The sequence below is a fragment of the Ensifer sp. genome, assembly GCF_035999135.1.
GTDB lineage: Bacteria > Pseudomonadota > Alphaproteobacteria > Rhizobiales > Rhizobiaceae > Ensifer.
Map to the genome: position 1 here is coordinate 57,552 of NZ_DASYGZ010000046.1, position 13,790 is coordinate 71,341.

Annotated in this window: 13 protein-coding genes and 1 pseudogene; 11 read left to right on the top strand and 3 right to left on the bottom strand. The window is 64.2% G+C overall.

From position 1 onward, the window contains the following. The first annotated feature begins 7 nt into the window (after nucleotides 1-7). Nucleotides 8-871 (top strand): DMT family transporter, encoded by an 864-nt coding sequence (locus VGO12_RS04675; protein WP_327511557.1) that lies wholly within the window; start codon nucleotides 8-10, stop codon nucleotides 869-871. Nucleotides 872-905: 34 nt separating this feature from the next. Here VGO12_RS04675 and VGO12_RS04680 read toward each other — a convergent pair whose 3' ends face one another. Beyond that, nucleotides 906-1,799: a LysR family transcriptional regulator gene (locus tag VGO12_RS04680; protein WP_327511558.1), complete on the bottom strand. Its 894-nt coding sequence runs from the start codon at nucleotides 1,797-1,799 to the stop codon at nucleotides 906-908. A 111-nt stretch (nucleotides 1,800-1,910) separates the two neighbouring features. Here VGO12_RS04680 and VGO12_RS04685 point away from each other — a divergent pair, with 111 nt between their 5' ends. The 9 genes and pseudogenes from VGO12_RS04685 (at nucleotide 1,911) to VGO12_RS04725 (ending at nucleotide 10,659) form a co-directional block, all read left to right on the top strand. Next, the gene (locus tag VGO12_RS04685; RefSeq protein ID WP_327511559.1) at nucleotides 1,911-2,780 is read left to right on the top strand and encodes an NmrA family NAD(P)-binding protein; all 870 of its coding nucleotides are present in this window, start codon (nucleotides 1,911-1,913) and stop codon (nucleotides 2,778-2,780) included. 68 nt (nucleotides 2,781-2,848) lie between these two features. Further along, the gene (locus VGO12_RS04690) at nucleotides 2,849-3,097 is read left to right on the top strand and encodes a DUF2798 domain-containing protein (RefSeq protein ID WP_327511560.1); all 249 of its coding nucleotides are present in this window, start codon (nucleotides 2,849-2,851) and stop codon (nucleotides 3,095-3,097) included. A 136-nt stretch (nucleotides 3,098-3,233) separates the two neighbouring features. Next, nucleotides 3,234-3,926: an XRE family transcriptional regulator gene (locus tag VGO12_RS04695; RefSeq protein ID WP_327511561.1), complete on the top strand. Its 693-nt coding sequence runs from the start codon at nucleotides 3,234-3,236 to the stop codon at nucleotides 3,924-3,926. Nucleotides 3,927-4,040: 114 nt separating this feature from the next. Beyond that, nucleotides 4,041-4,787 carry a GntR family transcriptional regulator gene (locus tag VGO12_RS04700; RefSeq protein WP_327511562.1) on the top strand — a complete coding sequence of 249 codons (747 nt, stop codon included), beginning with the start codon at nucleotides 4,041-4,043 and terminating at the stop codon, nucleotides 4,785-4,787. A 138-nt stretch (nucleotides 4,788-4,925) separates the two neighbouring features. Further along, nucleotides 4,926-6,402, top strand: a pseudogene (locus tag VGO12_RS04705) (putative N-acetylmannosamine-6-phosphate 2-epimerase). A gap of 12 nt (nucleotides 6,403-6,414) precedes the next feature. Further along, the gene (locus VGO12_RS04710) at nucleotides 6,415-7,746 is read left to right on the top strand and encodes an extracellular solute-binding protein (RefSeq protein WP_414650674.1); all 1,332 of its coding nucleotides are present in this window, start codon (nucleotides 6,415-6,417) and stop codon (nucleotides 7,744-7,746) included. Nucleotides 7,747-7,867: 121 nt separating this feature from the next. Continuing rightward, nucleotides 7,868-8,755, top strand: a complete 888-nt coding sequence (locus VGO12_RS04715) for a sugar ABC transporter permease (protein WP_327511563.1) — start codon at nucleotides 7,868-7,870, stop codon at nucleotides 8,753-8,755. Then, nucleotides 8,752-9,573 carry a carbohydrate ABC transporter permease gene (locus VGO12_RS04720; protein WP_327511564.1) on the top strand — a complete coding sequence of 274 codons (822 nt, stop codon included), beginning with the start codon at nucleotides 8,752-8,754 and terminating at the stop codon, nucleotides 9,571-9,573. The genes VGO12_RS04715 and VGO12_RS04720 overlap by 4 nt, the downstream gene beginning before the upstream one ends. A gap of 18 nt (nucleotides 9,574-9,591) precedes the next feature. After that, nucleotides 9,592-10,659, top strand: a complete 1,068-nt coding sequence (locus VGO12_RS04725) for an ABC transporter ATP-binding protein (protein ID WP_327511565.1) — start codon at nucleotides 9,592-9,594, stop codon at nucleotides 10,657-10,659. 24 nt (nucleotides 10,660-10,683) lie between these two features. Here the strand turns inward: VGO12_RS04725 and VGO12_RS04730 are convergent, their stop codons facing one another. After that, complete coding sequence (locus VGO12_RS04730) at nucleotides 10,684-11,655, bottom strand: quinone oxidoreductase (RefSeq protein WP_327511566.1); 972 nt, start codon at nucleotides 11,653-11,655, stop codon at nucleotides 10,684-10,686. Between the two features lie 140 nt (nucleotides 11,656-11,795). On the opposite strand from VGO12_RS04730, the gene VGO12_RS04735 reads away from it, so the two are divergent. After that, nucleotides 11,796-12,665: a LysR substrate-binding domain-containing protein gene (locus tag VGO12_RS04735; protein ID WP_327511567.1), complete on the top strand. Its 870-nt coding sequence runs from the start codon at nucleotides 11,796-11,798 to the stop codon at nucleotides 12,663-12,665. Between the two features lie 72 nt (nucleotides 12,666-12,737). On the opposite strand, the gene VGO12_RS04740 is transcribed toward VGO12_RS04735, so the two are convergent. After that, the gene (locus tag VGO12_RS04740) at nucleotides 12,738-13,778 is read right to left on the bottom strand and encodes a dipeptidase (RefSeq protein ID WP_327511568.1); all 1,041 of its coding nucleotides are present in this window, start codon (nucleotides 13,776-13,778) and stop codon (nucleotides 12,738-12,740) included. Between the last annotated feature and the right edge of the window lie 12 nt (nucleotides 13,779-13,790).

Below are 13,790 nucleotides of genomic sequence, written 5' to 3' on the forward strand. Positions count from 1 at the left end.
GCATCGCATGGACAGGACGACAGACGGTTGGGTGAGCGGTTTTCTCGGGGTGCTGATCTTCAGCGGATCGCTGCCTGCGACGAGGGTCGCAGTCATGGATTTCGACCCGGTGTTCCTGACGGTGGCGCGCGCGGCGATCGCCGGCCTGCTCGGGCTCGCCTTGCTTCTCGTCTTCCGGCAGCCCCGGCCATCGCGCGCCGATCTGGTGTCGCTGACGATCGTCGCCTTCGGCGTCGTCCTCGGCTTTCCGCTGCTGACGGCCCTGGCGCTGCAATACGTGACCTCGGCGCATCTGATCGTCTTCGTCGGGCTTCTGCCGCTCGCGACCGCGATTTTCGGGGTCCTGCGCGCCGGCGAGCGGCCGCGTCCGGCCTTCTGGTTCTTCTCTTCGCTGGGAAGTGCGGCGGTCGTTGGCTTCGCGATGCTGCAGGGCTTTGCTTCAAATCCGGTCGGTGACCTCCTGATGCTCGGCGCCATCATCGTCTGCGGCCTCGGCTATGCCGAAGGCGCCAGTCTTTCGCGCAAGCTCGGCGGCTGGCAGGTCATCTGCTGGGCGCTGGTCCTGTCGCTGCCGGTCATGCTGGCGCTGGCGCTCTTGACCATGCCCGCAAGCTTTGCCGCGGTGGACCGCGCCGCCTGGACCGGGCTCGCCTACGTGTCGATCTTCAGCATGCTGATCGGCTTCGTCTTCTGGTATCGGGGCCTCGCGCTCGGCGGCGTCGCCGGCGTCGGGCAACTGCAGCTGCTGCAGCCCTTCTTCGGCCTGGCGCTCGCAGCGACACTGCTTGGCGAACCGGTCAGCTCGGCGATGCTCGCGACCACCGGCGCCATCGTCCTTTGCGTTGCCGGTGCGAAGAAGTTCGCGAAATAGACAAGTGACGGCTAGCCTCGGCCGGTACGCGGCATCACAGGCCGTCAAGCTTCAGGCGTTCGCCCAGCAGATCGAGAAATCGGCGGATCTTGGCCGATGGCGAGCGCCCTTCGAGCCACAGCGCGTGAATCGGCACCGGCGCAGGCTCGAAGTCCTCAAGAACAATCTCCACCTTGCCCGCATCGATCAGATGCTTGATCTGCCAGAGCGGCGAGTAGCCGAGACCGAGGCCCTCGTCGACCGCCGAATAGATCGCATTCATCGAGTTGGCGCGAAATGTGCCATTCACTTTCACCGCACGCGGCCTGCCGTCGATCGTGAACATCCAGCTGCCCGGCCGCTCGTCCACCGTCCGGTTGATGCAGGCATGCCCCGTTAGCTCCAGGGGATGCGCCGGCCGACCAAAGCGTGCGAAATAGGACGGCGCACCAAAGACGACGCGGCGAAGCGCCCCGAGACGTTTGCCGGTAAGCCCTGAATCCGCGAGATCACCGATCCTGATCACCATGTCGAGACCATTTCCGGCAAGATCGACGAAGGCATCCGAGAGATCGAGGTCGACTTCGACCGCGGGATAGGTCGCCATGTATTCGGCGATGACCGGCATGAGAAAGCGTGGCGCAAACAGGATGGGCGCACCGAGACGCAGCACGCCTGACGGTAGCGAACGGCGCTGCACGGCCTCTTCGCGCGCTTCGTTGATCTCCTCAACCGCAGGCTTGATGCGGCGGTAGAAACTCTCGCCCGCCTCGCTTGCCGTCGATCGCCGTGTCGTGCGGTGAACAAGCTCGACGCCGATGTCCGCCTCGAGCGCCGCCAGCGACCGGCTGACCGTCTGCAACGGCCGTCCCAGGCGTTTTGCCGCCGCCGTCAGGCTGCCCTGTTCGACAATCGCCAGAAAGGTCTCGAGGTCTTCGATACGGCTCATGCAACAATCCCGTTTTCCGGGATAATAAATCACATTTCACGCTGATTGTCCGCAACTTCTTGCCTCACTAGCTTGAAGTCATCCTCTTCGATGGCTTGAAAGGCAGACCCCATGAACCAGAGTTCGAACACGGTGCTTGTCGTCGGGGCCACCGGTCGTTTCGCCGGCCTCGTCGTGCCGGAACTGGCGCGCCGTGGCGCAAGGGTCCGTGCGCTGATCCGCAACAGCGCGCAGTCTGATCTGGCGAAAACCATGGGAGCATCAGAGATCGCGATCGGCGACCTGCGCGATCGTGTTAGCCTCAATCAGGCGCTTGCCGGTGTCGCCGGCGTCTTCCATATCGGGCCGGCCTTCGCGCCGGACGAAGCGGCCATGGGCGTGTCAATGGTCGAAGCGTCCGTGCGCGCCGGCGTCCGAAAATTCGTCTTCTCGTCGGTCATCCAGCCGACCCATACGCGGCTGAAGAACCATGCGGCCAAGATCCCGGTGGAGGACGCGCTCTATTCCTCGCCGCTCGAATTCACCGTGCTCCATCCGGCAAATTTCATGCAGAACCTCCTTTCCGCATGGCCTGGGGTAAAGGCGACCGGCACATTCGCCGAGCCCTTTTCCAGGACGGCGCGCATCGCCCGCGTCGATTACCGCGACGTTGCCGAAGTGGCGGCGATCGCGCTCACCGAGGACCGCCTTGCCTTTGCGACGCTCGAGCTTGCCGCCGAAGGCCGCCACAACCGCGAAGAGGTCGCCCAGATGATGACCGAAGGCCTCGGGCGGCCGATCGTCGCTGCGGATATCGGCTTTCACGACTGGGCAAGACCGTTGCGCGGGACGTTCAGCGATCATCAGCTTGAGCTGCTCGCCAAGGTCCATAAGCACTACGGCGAGGTCGGGCTTGGCGCAAACAGCCTGGCGCTGCGCGCCGCCCTTCGACGCGAACCCCAAACGCTCGCAACCTTCATCCAAGAACTCGCGCGCAACTGAACGACCCTGTCCGTGGCGCGCGGGTCGCCGCTCCGCCACCGTTCCCTCACTCTCCTGGAGCATGTCCAATGCCAAAGAAGCTTCCCCACCGCTATCAAGCGGTCGCCATGCCACTGGTCCTGTCGATCCTGATGTCGGCGATCGTCTCCTTCGTCGCCACGCTGAGCGGCAACGGCTTCCAGCCTGACTTGCCTGCGTTGTGGCTGAAGGCCTGGGCCTTCTCCTGGGTCGTCGCTTTTCCAAGCCTGCTGCTGATACTGCCGATCGTGCGCCGGATCGTTGCGGCGACCGTCGAACAGCCGGGCGGAAGCCGCTGACGGCGCGCACCTATCCGCACCTGCTTCACAGGAATATGTCGACCGCCACGCCTGCGATTTTTAGGTCAGCTAAAATCGATTGACAGAAAAATGCGCCGCCCCCTAGCTTGATGAGACAGAAACGGGGGACGGCACAGTGACGACCGGAAAGGCTAGGGATGCGATCGCCGATGGCAAGGAGGCCGCATCGCCGCTCGGTGATCGCCTGCGTCAGCGGCGCAAGGCGTTGAAGATGACGCTTCAGGAGGTGGCTGACGAAGCCGGATTCTCTGTCGGTTTCATCTCGCAGATCGAGCGCGGCATTACGATCCCCTCGCTGACATCGTTGATTGCCGTCTGCCGGACGCTGAAGGTCGAGGCCGGCAGCTTCCTCAACCCGCCAACGGTCGCAACGCCCTTCACCCGACGCGAGCTTCGGCCGGTCTATGGCCTCGGCGGCGAAGGCGCCATTTCCTACGAGCGGTTGTCGGCGTCCTTTCCCGGCAACGTGCTGCGCAGCACCATCATCCACGAACCGCCGGGCCACCGCAGCGAACCGATGTCGCATGAGGGCGAAGAGATCTTCTTCATTCTGCAGGGGGCATTGACGCTCGAAATCGACGGTGAGCCCATGGTGCTTGAAGCAGGCGATTCCGCTCACTTTCCATCCGTGCGGACCCACACGATGTGGAACCATACGCGCGAACCGACCACCATTCTTCACACCTGCACCATGGACGTCTTTGGCGACGACGCTCAAGCCGGAAGCCCGCTCGACAGTCTGGCGGTGACGCGGGCCGAAGAACGCCGGACCGTCGCCGCGCCGGACGGGGACAAGCGACAGAACTGACCGCGAGCCCTCGTCAGCCTTCCATGAGCCGCCATCACGGCCGCCCTTCGATAATACCAGTTTAAAACCTGAAAAAAATTTTGCATAAGGACTCATCTTGGAAAGGTGATCCCTATGAGCGATCAGGCAACTCTCGACTTTCTTGCGCGCGCCATGGCGGGCGACAGCGGCGAGCCGCTCTATCGTCGGCTGGAAGAGGCGATCAAACAGGCGATCAACGCGTCCACATTGCGCCCTGGCGCGGTCATTCCCAGTGAGCGGGACCTGAGCGAGAGCCTGTCGATCTCGCGCGTGACGGTCAGAAAGGCGATCGAAGGGCTGGTTGCCAACGGCCTTCTCGATCGCCGCCAAGGCGCCAAGACAGTGGTTTCCTCGCGTGTCGAGAAGTCGTTGGCGACGATGACAAGCTTTTCCGAGGATATGCGGTCGCGCGGCCTTGAGCCCGGCTGTATCTGGATTTCACGAGAAATCAGCCGGCCGTCGCCCGCGGAAATGATGGCGCTCGGCATCCCGGCTGGAGAAAAAATCGTCCGCCTGCGCCGCCTCAGAACCGCCAACGACACCCCGATCGCCATCGAGACCGCGTCGCTTCCGGCCCGCTTCATCCCCGACCCGGAGGCAATCGGCGCGTCGCTCTACGCCTATCTCGCCGACCACGGCGCCCTTCCCGTGCGGGCGTTACAGCGCATGCAGGCAAAACCGGCAAGCGAAGAGGAACGTCGGCTTCTGGCAACGCCCGACGGCACCAGCTTGCTGATCATGGAACGCCGCTGCTTCCTCGCCGACGGCCAGATCGTCGAGTTCACCCAGACCAAGTATCGCGGCGACGTCTACGATTTCGTCATCGAGCTGATGCGATAATACCAGTATAATTCCTGTTGCAATCTGGTCTTACGTTGATACCGTTGAGCCTCCATTGGGAGAGCCTGCGTGACCTTCGACATTCAACGCCTCAAGCACGGTTTGATCGTTTCCTGCCAGCCGGTAAAGGGCGGGGTCATGGACAATGCGGCGATGGTCGTCGGCTTTGCCCTGGCGGCAATCGATGGCGGCGCTCAAGGGCTCAGGATCGAATCTTCAGCCTATGTCCATGCCGTCCGCCAAGCGACCGACCGGCCGATCATCGGCCTCGTCAAGCGCGACCTTGAGACCTCGCCGGTCCGCATCACCCCCCTGATCGAGGACGTCGACGCGCTTTCGGCCGCCGGCGCCGACATCATCGCCTATGACGCGACGGCGCGCGAAAGGCCGGTGACGACCCGGGCGCTCATCGAGCGCATCCATGCGGCAGGCAAGATCGCGATGGCCGATTGCTCGGTCATCGCCGACGCGGAACGGGCGCTCTCGGAGGGTGCCGATATCGTCGGCTCGACGCTTGCCGGCTACACCGGGCCGACGGAACCGACCGAGCCGGACTTCGCCCTCATCGCCGCAATGCGCAGGCTCACCCCGCGTGTCGTCGCCGAAGGTTGCGTGCGCACGCCCGAACAGGCGGCGCGCGCGCTTGAGGCCGGCGCCTTCACGGTGGTGGTCGGATCGGCGATCACCCGCCCCGAGCATGTGACGTCCTGGTTCAAAGATGCGCTCGACGATGCGCTCAACACAAGCGAGGCCTGACTTGAGCCACGCCCGGACCGTCCTTGCGATCGACCTCGGCGGCACGAAGATGCTGGCTGCCCTCGTCAGGGGGCCTGAGGTGCTCGACACGGTGCGGATGCCGACGCCGCGCGACGGCGATCCGGCGCGATGGCTGGACGCGCTGTTCAGCGCCATCCGATCCTGGCGCGGCCGTTATGACTGCGTCGGCATCGCCGTTACCGGCATCGTCGACGAGGGTTGCTGGTCGGCGCTCAACCGCAAGACCCTCGACATTCCCGACCGGTTCCCACTGGCAGACACGATCGAGCGGCTCGCCGGCGTCCCGGTCCTCGCCGCCAACGACGCCCAGGCGGCCGCCTGGGGCGAATATGCCTTCGGCGCCGGCGGAGGCGACGACATGGTCTTCCTGACGATTTCCACCGGCATTGGCGGCGGCATCGTGCTGAACGGCCGCCTGCTGACGGGCTTGTCCGGCCATTTCGGCCAGTCGCGCAGCGCCGAATGGCCCGACGAGGTGCTCGAGGATCGCATATCCGGCCACTGGATCGCCCGGGAGGCCGCCTCGCACCAACCGGGAGCGACTGCGCGCGAAACTTTTGCCGCTGCCCATGAAGGGCACGGATGGGCGGGGCACATCATCCGGCAGTCAGCCGAGCGCACCGCCCTTTTGTGCCGCAACATCCAGCTGGCCCTCGACCCCAAGCGCATCGTCGTTGGCGGCAGCATCGGTCTTGCAGAAGGCTATCTCGCCGCCGTCGAAGAAAGCCTCAAAGCCGTGCCCTTGCGGCTGCGGCCGTCAATCACCGCCGCCGCCCTTGGGGAGAATGCAGGGGTCGTCGGCATCGCTGATCTTGCAGAGCGTCAACACAAAACCTGAGGGAGAACCAAAATGACATTTGCGACGATACGGAAGAAGGCGCTGCTCACGGCCGTGTGCGTCAGCGGCCTGATGGCGAGCCCGGCCCTTGCCGAGGTGACCGTGCTCGGCTGGCCGGGCGGTCCGGAGGAAGTGGCGCTACGCGCCGCCGCCGATGCCTACAATGCCAAGGCTGACGTTGCCGAAGGCGACAAGGTCGAGCTGCTGTTTTTCAACCGCGACGGCTTCTGGGACAAGCTGCAGGCCGATCTCGCCGCCGGCTCGAAGGCCTTCGACCTCAATCTGCTGGCCACCTATTCGATCGGCCGCTATGCGCCGTTCATGGAACCGGTCGAACTTTCCGGCGAGGCGAAGGCGGTCTACGGCGACGCCGTGCTGTCGACGATGCAATACCAGGGCAAGCAATACGGCGTGCCGACCGACCTGTCGCTGCACTTCATGTACGCCCGCAAGGATCTGATCGACGCTCTCTTGAATGATGAGGCGGGCAAGGCGAAGTACGCAGAAATTGCCGAGAAATATCTCGGCAAGAAGCTCGAACCGAAGATCCCGGACGAATGGACCTGGGACGATTATGCCGCTACGGCGCTCTACTTCTCGCAGGCCGTCAACTCGGACAGCCCGACGCGCTACGGCACGGTGCTGCAGTTGAAGAACCTTCTGTTCAACATCATGGTCTGGCAGTCGGTGCCGCGTGCCTATGGCGCCGACTGGATGGACGACAGCGGCAAGATCACCGTCAACTCCGACGCCTATCGCAAGGGTCTAGAGATCTACAAGCTGCTCTACGACAACGGCGCGACGCCGAAGGATTCGCTGTCCTACGAGTTCGCCGAGGCCAACGCCGCCTATACCTCCGGGCAGGTGGCCGCCATGCTGCAATGGAACGCAGCGGCGAGCGACCTGACCAATAAGGAAAAGTCCCCTGCTGTTGCCGAAGTAACCGAAGCGGTGGCGCCGCCCGCAGGGCCCAAGGGGCGCTTCACCCACATCCACGGCCTTGGCTTCGGTCTGAATAAGAATGCCGAAAACAAGGAAGGCGCCACGAAGTTCCTGAAGTGGCTGTCCTCCAAGGAAGCGGCGCTGATCTATGCCAGGAACAACGGCGCACCGGCGCTGACGCCGGATGTCGTCAAGGAAGTGGCCGAGAGCAGGCCGGATCTGGTCAAGCTCGGCCAATTCGCCGGCAAATACGGTTACGTCATGAACGGCGGAACCTCGGCCAAGGCGCTCTCGGTCTACGAACTGCAGGCCAAGGAGTTCACCGGCTACTGGTCGGGCCAGCAGTCGATCGACGATGCGCTTGCCAATACCGAAAATGGCATGGCGGATCTGTTGAAATAGCCTGTGCCGGTTGCGGCGCCTTCAGAGGTGCCGCAACTCGACCACCGGAGTGGCCGCCACGCGACCGGCAGCCACATACCTTGTCCGCTTTCCCCACGTCCCGACAACACAGATCGGTGCCATGACGATAGCCAGACCACACTCCAATGCGCCTGAGTTCCGGCTGCTCGCCATGCCGCTGATCCTCTTCCTGCTCGTCTTCCTCGGCTTCCCGGCCGTCGTCAACCTGGTCTACTCGGTTTCGGACGTATCGTTCGAGACGCTGCGCCAGCCGGCCTATGCGGGTCTCAAGAACTTCGCCTCCGTCTGGAACGATGCCGCCTTCTGGCAGGCAAGTTGGTTCTCGCTGCGGTTCGGGCTTTTGACCGCTGTGCTCGAATGTCTGCTCGGCCTCTTTCTGGCGATCTTCCTGTCGCCGCTCATCGAAAGACGCAGCTGGCTGCTGGCGATCCTGATGTTGCCCTTGATGGTGGCGCCGGCGCTGGTCGGTCTGATGTACCGGCTTGTCCTGCACGAATTCGTCGGCCCCGTGCCCTATTATCTCTGGGCCTATCTCGGCGCCAGCGTCTCGTTTCTCGGCCCCGGCTCGGCCTTCTGGACGCTGGTCGTCGTCGAGACGCTGCAATGGACGCCGTTCACATTGCTGCTCTTCTACATGGCCTATCAGGCAATCCCGTCCGAAGTCACCGAAGCCTCCGCCATGGACGGGGCGCGTGGCCTGCAGCGGCTGTGGTTCATCGAACTGCCGATGATGGGCCCGACGATCGCGGCCGCCCTGCTCATCCGCTTCATCGACGGCTTCCGCGTCTTCGACAACGTCTATGTGCTGACCGGCAGCGGACCCGGCGGGTCGACGGCGTCGCTGTCGATCTACATCTACGAGGCCTTCTTCAAGCAGGGGGCGATCGGCAAGGCGGTCGCCGCCTCGGTCATCCTCTTCGTCGCGTCGTTTATGGTCCTTTACGGCCTCAACGCCCTTGCTGGCCGAAAAAAAGGAGCCAAGCGATGATCGCTGCGCTGCGCTGGTTCGTCTTCGCGCTTGCCGCGATCGCGCTTAATTTTCCGGTCCTCGTGACGCTTTCGACCTCGTTCAAGAGCGCCCGCGAACTCTCGGGCAATCCCGGCCTCTGGGTGAACGCGCCGACGCTTGAAAACTACATGACCGTCTTTCACGTCTCGGACCGGCTGAACATCTTCCTCTATCTCTTCAACAGTCTCGCGGTCGCCACCTTGGGAACGGTTCTCGCCGTGGTGCTGGCGCTACCGGCAGCCTATGCGATTGCCCGCGGCAAGTTCGGCGAGCGCACGCTGCTGCCTCTGATCGTCAATCTGCGCGCAGTGCCGCTGATCATCTTTGCGATCCCGCTCTACATGATGTTCCAATGGCTGGCGCTGCTCGACACCCGCCTCGGACTGGGGCTGATCCTGGCGATCGTCAATCTGCCGCTGGCGCTGGTCATTCTCGTCAACGCCATCCGCGACCTGCCCGCAGAACTCGAAGAAGCGGCATTGATGGATGGTGCGAGCCGGACCCAGATCCTCTTAAAGGTCGTGGCGCCTCTTTGCCGGCCGGCGATCGTCACCAGCCTGATCTTCGGCTTCATCACCGCCTGGAACGAGTTCCTGTTCGGGCTGATGCTGACGACGTCCAAGGCGGTGCCGGTCACGGTCGGCGCGTCGTTCTTCTTCGCCGCAAGCGGCGGCGGAGTTCAGTGGGGCGTGGCTTCCGCCGTGATGATGGTCGGCGCCTTGCCGCCGATGCTGCTCGGCCTCGTCATGTACCGCCAGATCAGCGGCTCCATGACCGCAGGCGCCGTCAAGGGTTGATATTTCCGGGAGAGATGCATGGGAACGATTTCGCTCAACAAGGCCGGCAAGCGCTATGGCGCCGTGGAGATCATCAGGGACCTCGACCTTGAGATCGCCGACGGCGAATTCGTCGTCATCGTCGGGCCTTCCGGCTGCGGCAAGTCAACGCTTTTGCGAATGATCGCCGGCCTTGAGGAAACCACCTCCGGTCAGATCGCCATCGACGGCCGCGACGTCACCGCCGCTTCGCCCGTCGACCGCCAGCTCGCCATGGTGTTCCAGTCCTATGCCCTCTATCCGCACATGACGGTGCGCGAGAACATGGGGTTCGGCCTGAAGCTTGCCAAGGTGCCGGCAGCAACCGCCAGGGCCAAGATCGAAGCCGCCGCAGCCACCCTGAAACTGACGCCGCTGCTTGACCGCTATCCGAAGGAACTCTCCGGCGGCCAGCGTCAACGCGTCGCCATCGGTCGGGCGATCGTGCGCGAACCGGTCGGGTTTCTCTTTGACGAACCGCTGTCGAACCTCGACGCGGCGCTGCGCGTCGACATGCGGCTCGAAATCGCCAAACTGCATCGCACCCTCGGCGCGACGATGATCTACGTGACCCACGACCAGGTCGAGGCAATGACGCTGGCTGACAGGATCGTCGTCATGAAGGACGGGCGGATCATGCAACAGGGCAGCCCCAGGGACCTCTACGAGAAGCCCGCGAACCTTTTCGTCGCGCAGTTCATCGGCAGCCCGAAGATGAACCTTCTTGCCTGCCGTCGTCGCGATGGTGAGCAACTAGACCTCAGCGGCGAAGGCAACCTGGCGCTTTCAATGCCGGGAGCGGCCGCGCCCGAACAAGTGGGGGCGCGGCCCGAACACCTCTCACTGGTCGCTCCGGAGGCGGGCCATTGCCGTGGCGTCATCGAGGCGAGCGAGTATCTCGGCGGCAACATGAGCGTCTTCGTGCGCGCCGGGAGGCTGGGGCTGATCAATGTCAGCGCTCCCGCCGACACGCCTTTCCGGGTGGGTGAGGCGGTGGGCGTTCATATCGATCCAGCCCGCGCGTCGCTCTTCGACAGTTTGGGCGCCGCCATCGGCGCCCGTCAATAGCAGGGGTGGTGTTGTCCGCAATCCTTAGGGCAAGAGCACCATAGCACCCGTTGTCTGTCGTCCCTCAAGCCGGCGATGCGCCTCTGCCGCTTCCGTGAGCGGCAGACGGGCATGAACCGGGATCTTGACCGCCCCACTGGCGACGACGTCGAAGAGATCCTGTGTCATCTCAAGCACGTCCTGCCGTCGCGCGAGATGGGTCGGCAACAGCGGCCAGGTGGCGTAGAGCGATCCTTTCGCCGCCAGCGTGGTGATGTCAAACGGCGCAATCGCACCGGAGGCGGAACCGAAGCTGACGAAATGTCCGAGGGGGCGCAGGCTGTCGAGCGACCCTTCGAACGTCCTCTGGCCAATGCCGTCATAAACGACGTCGACGCCCTTGCCCCCGGTGATTTCGCGTACGCGGTCGGCAAAATCTTCCTTGACGTAGTCGATCACATGATGGGCGCCGTTGGCGCGCGCCAATTCTGCCTTTTCTGCCGAACCGACCGTGCCGATCACCGTGGCGCCCAGATGCCTCGCCCATTGCGTCAGGGTCAGGCCGACGCCGCCGGCGGCGGCATGGACGAGGATTGTGTGTCCCGGCTCGATGCGGACTGTGCGACGCAGGAGGTACTGCGCGGTCAGGCCCTTCAGCATCATCGCAGCACCGGTCTCGAAATCGATGTCGGCAGGCAGGTGCACGAGATAATGCGCCGGCACGTTGTTCTCTTCGGCGTAGGCTCCGAGCGCCTCGACATAAGCCACCCGATCGCCGGGCTTGAAGCCCTGGACGTCAGGGCCGACCGAGATCACCTCGCCGGCTCCCTCCTTGCCGGGAATGAAGGGCAGATGTGGCGGCCGATAGGCGCCGCTTCGCAGATAGACGTCGATGTAGTTGACGCCGATCGCCCGGTTGCGAACGCGGACCTCGCCGGGTCCCGGCGCTACGACCTCGACGTTTTCATAGGCGAGCACATCGGGCCCGCCGTGCTGACGCACGCGGATTGCTTTCATGGGATCCGTTCCTTGAATTGGGGGTGGCTGGCGACCTCACATGTTTGGTGCCCGGCGCTCCTCTGGTTTCACAGTTGGTAGATAGCCACACCGGCGCTCCCGTTGTAGATTGATATCGATGACAACAGAGTTCAAAGATTGTGATACCTGACCAGATCGGCATCGACCTCCTGCGCACCTATGTCGCCGTCTGCCGGCAGGGCAGTCTCAACCGGGTCGCCACCCAGAGCGGCCGCACCCAGTCCGCGCTCAGCATGCAGATGCGGCGGCTCGAGACCCTGCTTGGCCGACAGCTGTTTCAACGCACCGGCCGTGGGGTCGTACCGACAGCCGAGGGCGAGTTGTTTCTCGGCTACGCGACCCGGATGCTGGCGCTCGGCGACGAAGCGGCCGCCCGCCTGCGGCAGGCAGATTTAAGCGGCGGCGTCCGGGTGGGTCTTGCAGAGGAGGTCGCGACGACGGCGCTGCCCGAGGCGCTCGGGCGTCTGCGGCGCGGCTACTCGGAAATCCGGCTCGATGTCGTCGTCGAACAGAGCCTTGCTCTCGGCAGGCTCTGGCTCGAAGGCGAACTCGACATCATGATCGTACCGACATCCGCCGTCGTCGCGGATGCCGTCACCACCTGGAATGTCGAGCTGCAATGGGCTTGCGGGCTCGATTACGTCCCGGAGCCGGAGCGGCCGCTCGATCTCGTCGCCTTCGCCGCCCCCTGCCTGTGGCGCCGGCGCATGATCGACACGCTGGCGACAGCCGGGCGCGAACACAGGATCACCTTCACCAGCCAGAGCGTCACCGCCCTGCAGGCGGCGATCGAAAACGGTCTCGGCATCGGTTTGCTGCCGCCCGAATCGGTCCGACCGGCGGCCATGCGTGTGCTCGGCGCGGCGAGCGGCGTGCCGAAACCGCTTCCCGTGCAATACGGACTTTACGCAAGGGATCGGCGGGCGCCCGTCGTCGATGCCGCGATCGGCGTCCTGCTCGAAGGGCTGCCTGTTGCGCCTCGCACCTAGGTTATCTGGCTCCAGGCGATGACGCTTATCGGGTCACAGGCGTGCTGGGGCGTCCGCTCGAATGTCCGCGGCTCATTCGCCCCAGGTCGTTTCCAGCACCCGGATCCAGTTGCCGTGGCAGATCTTGGCGAGTGCGGCATCGTCATAGCCGCGGGTCCGCATTTCGTCGACGAGCAAGGGCAGATCGGCGGCGCTGCGCATCGCCGCCGGGATCGCCGTACCGTCGAAATCCGAGCCGAGCGCCACATGGTCGATGCCGATGCGCTCGACCATGTAGTCGATGTGATCGACCAGCAGCGAGAGCGGCGTATCGGTGTTTCGGGTGCCATCGGCGCGCAGGAACAGGACGCCGAAGTTGATGCCGGCCAGACCACCGGTGTCGCGGATCGCGTCGAGCTGGCGGTCGGTGAGGTTGCGGCTGTGCGGGCTGAGCGCGTGGGCGTTGGAATGCGAGGCCACCAGCGGCGCCTTAGACAAGGCGGCGGTGTCCCAGAACCCCTGCTCGTTCATGTGCGAGAGATCGAGCATGATCTTCAGCTCGTTGCAGGCGCGCACCAGATCCTTGCCCGCCTCGGACAGACCGGGCCCGATGTCCGGCGAGGACGGGAAACGGAAGGGGACGCCATAGGCAAAAATGTTCGGCCGGCTCCAGACCGGACCCAGCGTCCTCAAGCCCGCGGCATGCAGCACGTAAAGCGCGTCAAGATCGGCGCCGACAGCCTCGATGCCCTCGATGTGCAGTACCGAGGCAAAAGCGCCCCTTTCCATCGCGTCGCGGATGTCGGTCGCGCTGCGGCATATTTTCAGGCGTCCCTTCGACTGCTGTTCGATGCGCATCAAAAGGCTCGCCATCCCGAGCGTCGCCTCAAGTGCGCTGGCCTGATCCGGCGTCGCGAATTCGCCGCTACCGTCCTTGGCGAGACCGGGCGATGCCACGTAAACGGCGCAGAGGCCGCCGGCCAAACCGCCCGTCTCCGCCTTGTCGAGATCGATATGCCCGGTGTCGACGCCGTCGAGAAAGCGGCGTTCCGGCGCGCCGCCCGGCGAACGCCAGAGCCGCGACAGCACATCGTTGTGTCCGTCAAAGACCGGGATTTTCGCTTGCGTCGCCAATTCTGAACCGCC

What these genes read in the sequence shown, in the direction of transcription:
- VGO12_RS04715 (WP_327511563.1), top strand. Translation starts at nt 7,868, where the DNA reads ATGACGATAGCCAGACCACACTCCAATGCGCCTGAGTTCCGGCTGCTC.
- VGO12_RS04680 (WP_327511558.1), bottom strand. Translation starts at nt 1,799, where the DNA reads ATGAGCCGTATCGAAGACCTCGAGACCTTTCTGGCGATTGTCGAACAG.
- VGO12_RS04700 (WP_327511562.1), top strand. Translation starts at nt 4,041, where the DNA reads ATGAGCGATCAGGCAACTCTCGACTTTCTTGCGCGCGCCATGGCGGGC.
- VGO12_RS04725 (WP_327511565.1), top strand. Translation starts at nt 9,592, where the DNA reads ATGGGAACGATTTCGCTCAACAAGGCCGGCAAGCGCTATGGCGCCGTG.
- VGO12_RS04685 (WP_327511559.1), top strand. Translation starts at nt 1,911, where the DNA reads ATGAACCAGAGTTCGAACACGGTGCTTGTCGTCGGGGCCACCGGTCGT.
- VGO12_RS04675 (WP_327511557.1), top strand. Translation starts at nt 8, where the DNA reads ATGGACAGGACGACAGACGGTTGGGTGAGCGGTTTTCTCGGGGTGCTG.
- VGO12_RS04730 (WP_327511566.1), bottom strand. Translation starts at nt 11,655, where the DNA reads ATGAAAGCAATCCGCGTGCGTCAGCACGGCGGGCCCGATGTGCTCGCC.
- VGO12_RS04690 (WP_327511560.1), top strand. Translation starts at nt 2,849, where the DNA reads ATGCCAAAGAAGCTTCCCCACCGCTATCAAGCGGTCGCCATGCCACTG.
- VGO12_RS04720 (WP_327511564.1), top strand. Translation starts at nt 8,752, where the DNA reads ATGATCGCTGCGCTGCGCTGGTTCGTCTTCGCGCTTGCCGCGATCGCG.
- VGO12_RS04710 (WP_414650674.1), top strand. Translation starts at nt 6,415, where the DNA reads ATGACATTTGCGACGATACGGAAGAAGGCGCTGCTCACGGCCGTGTGC.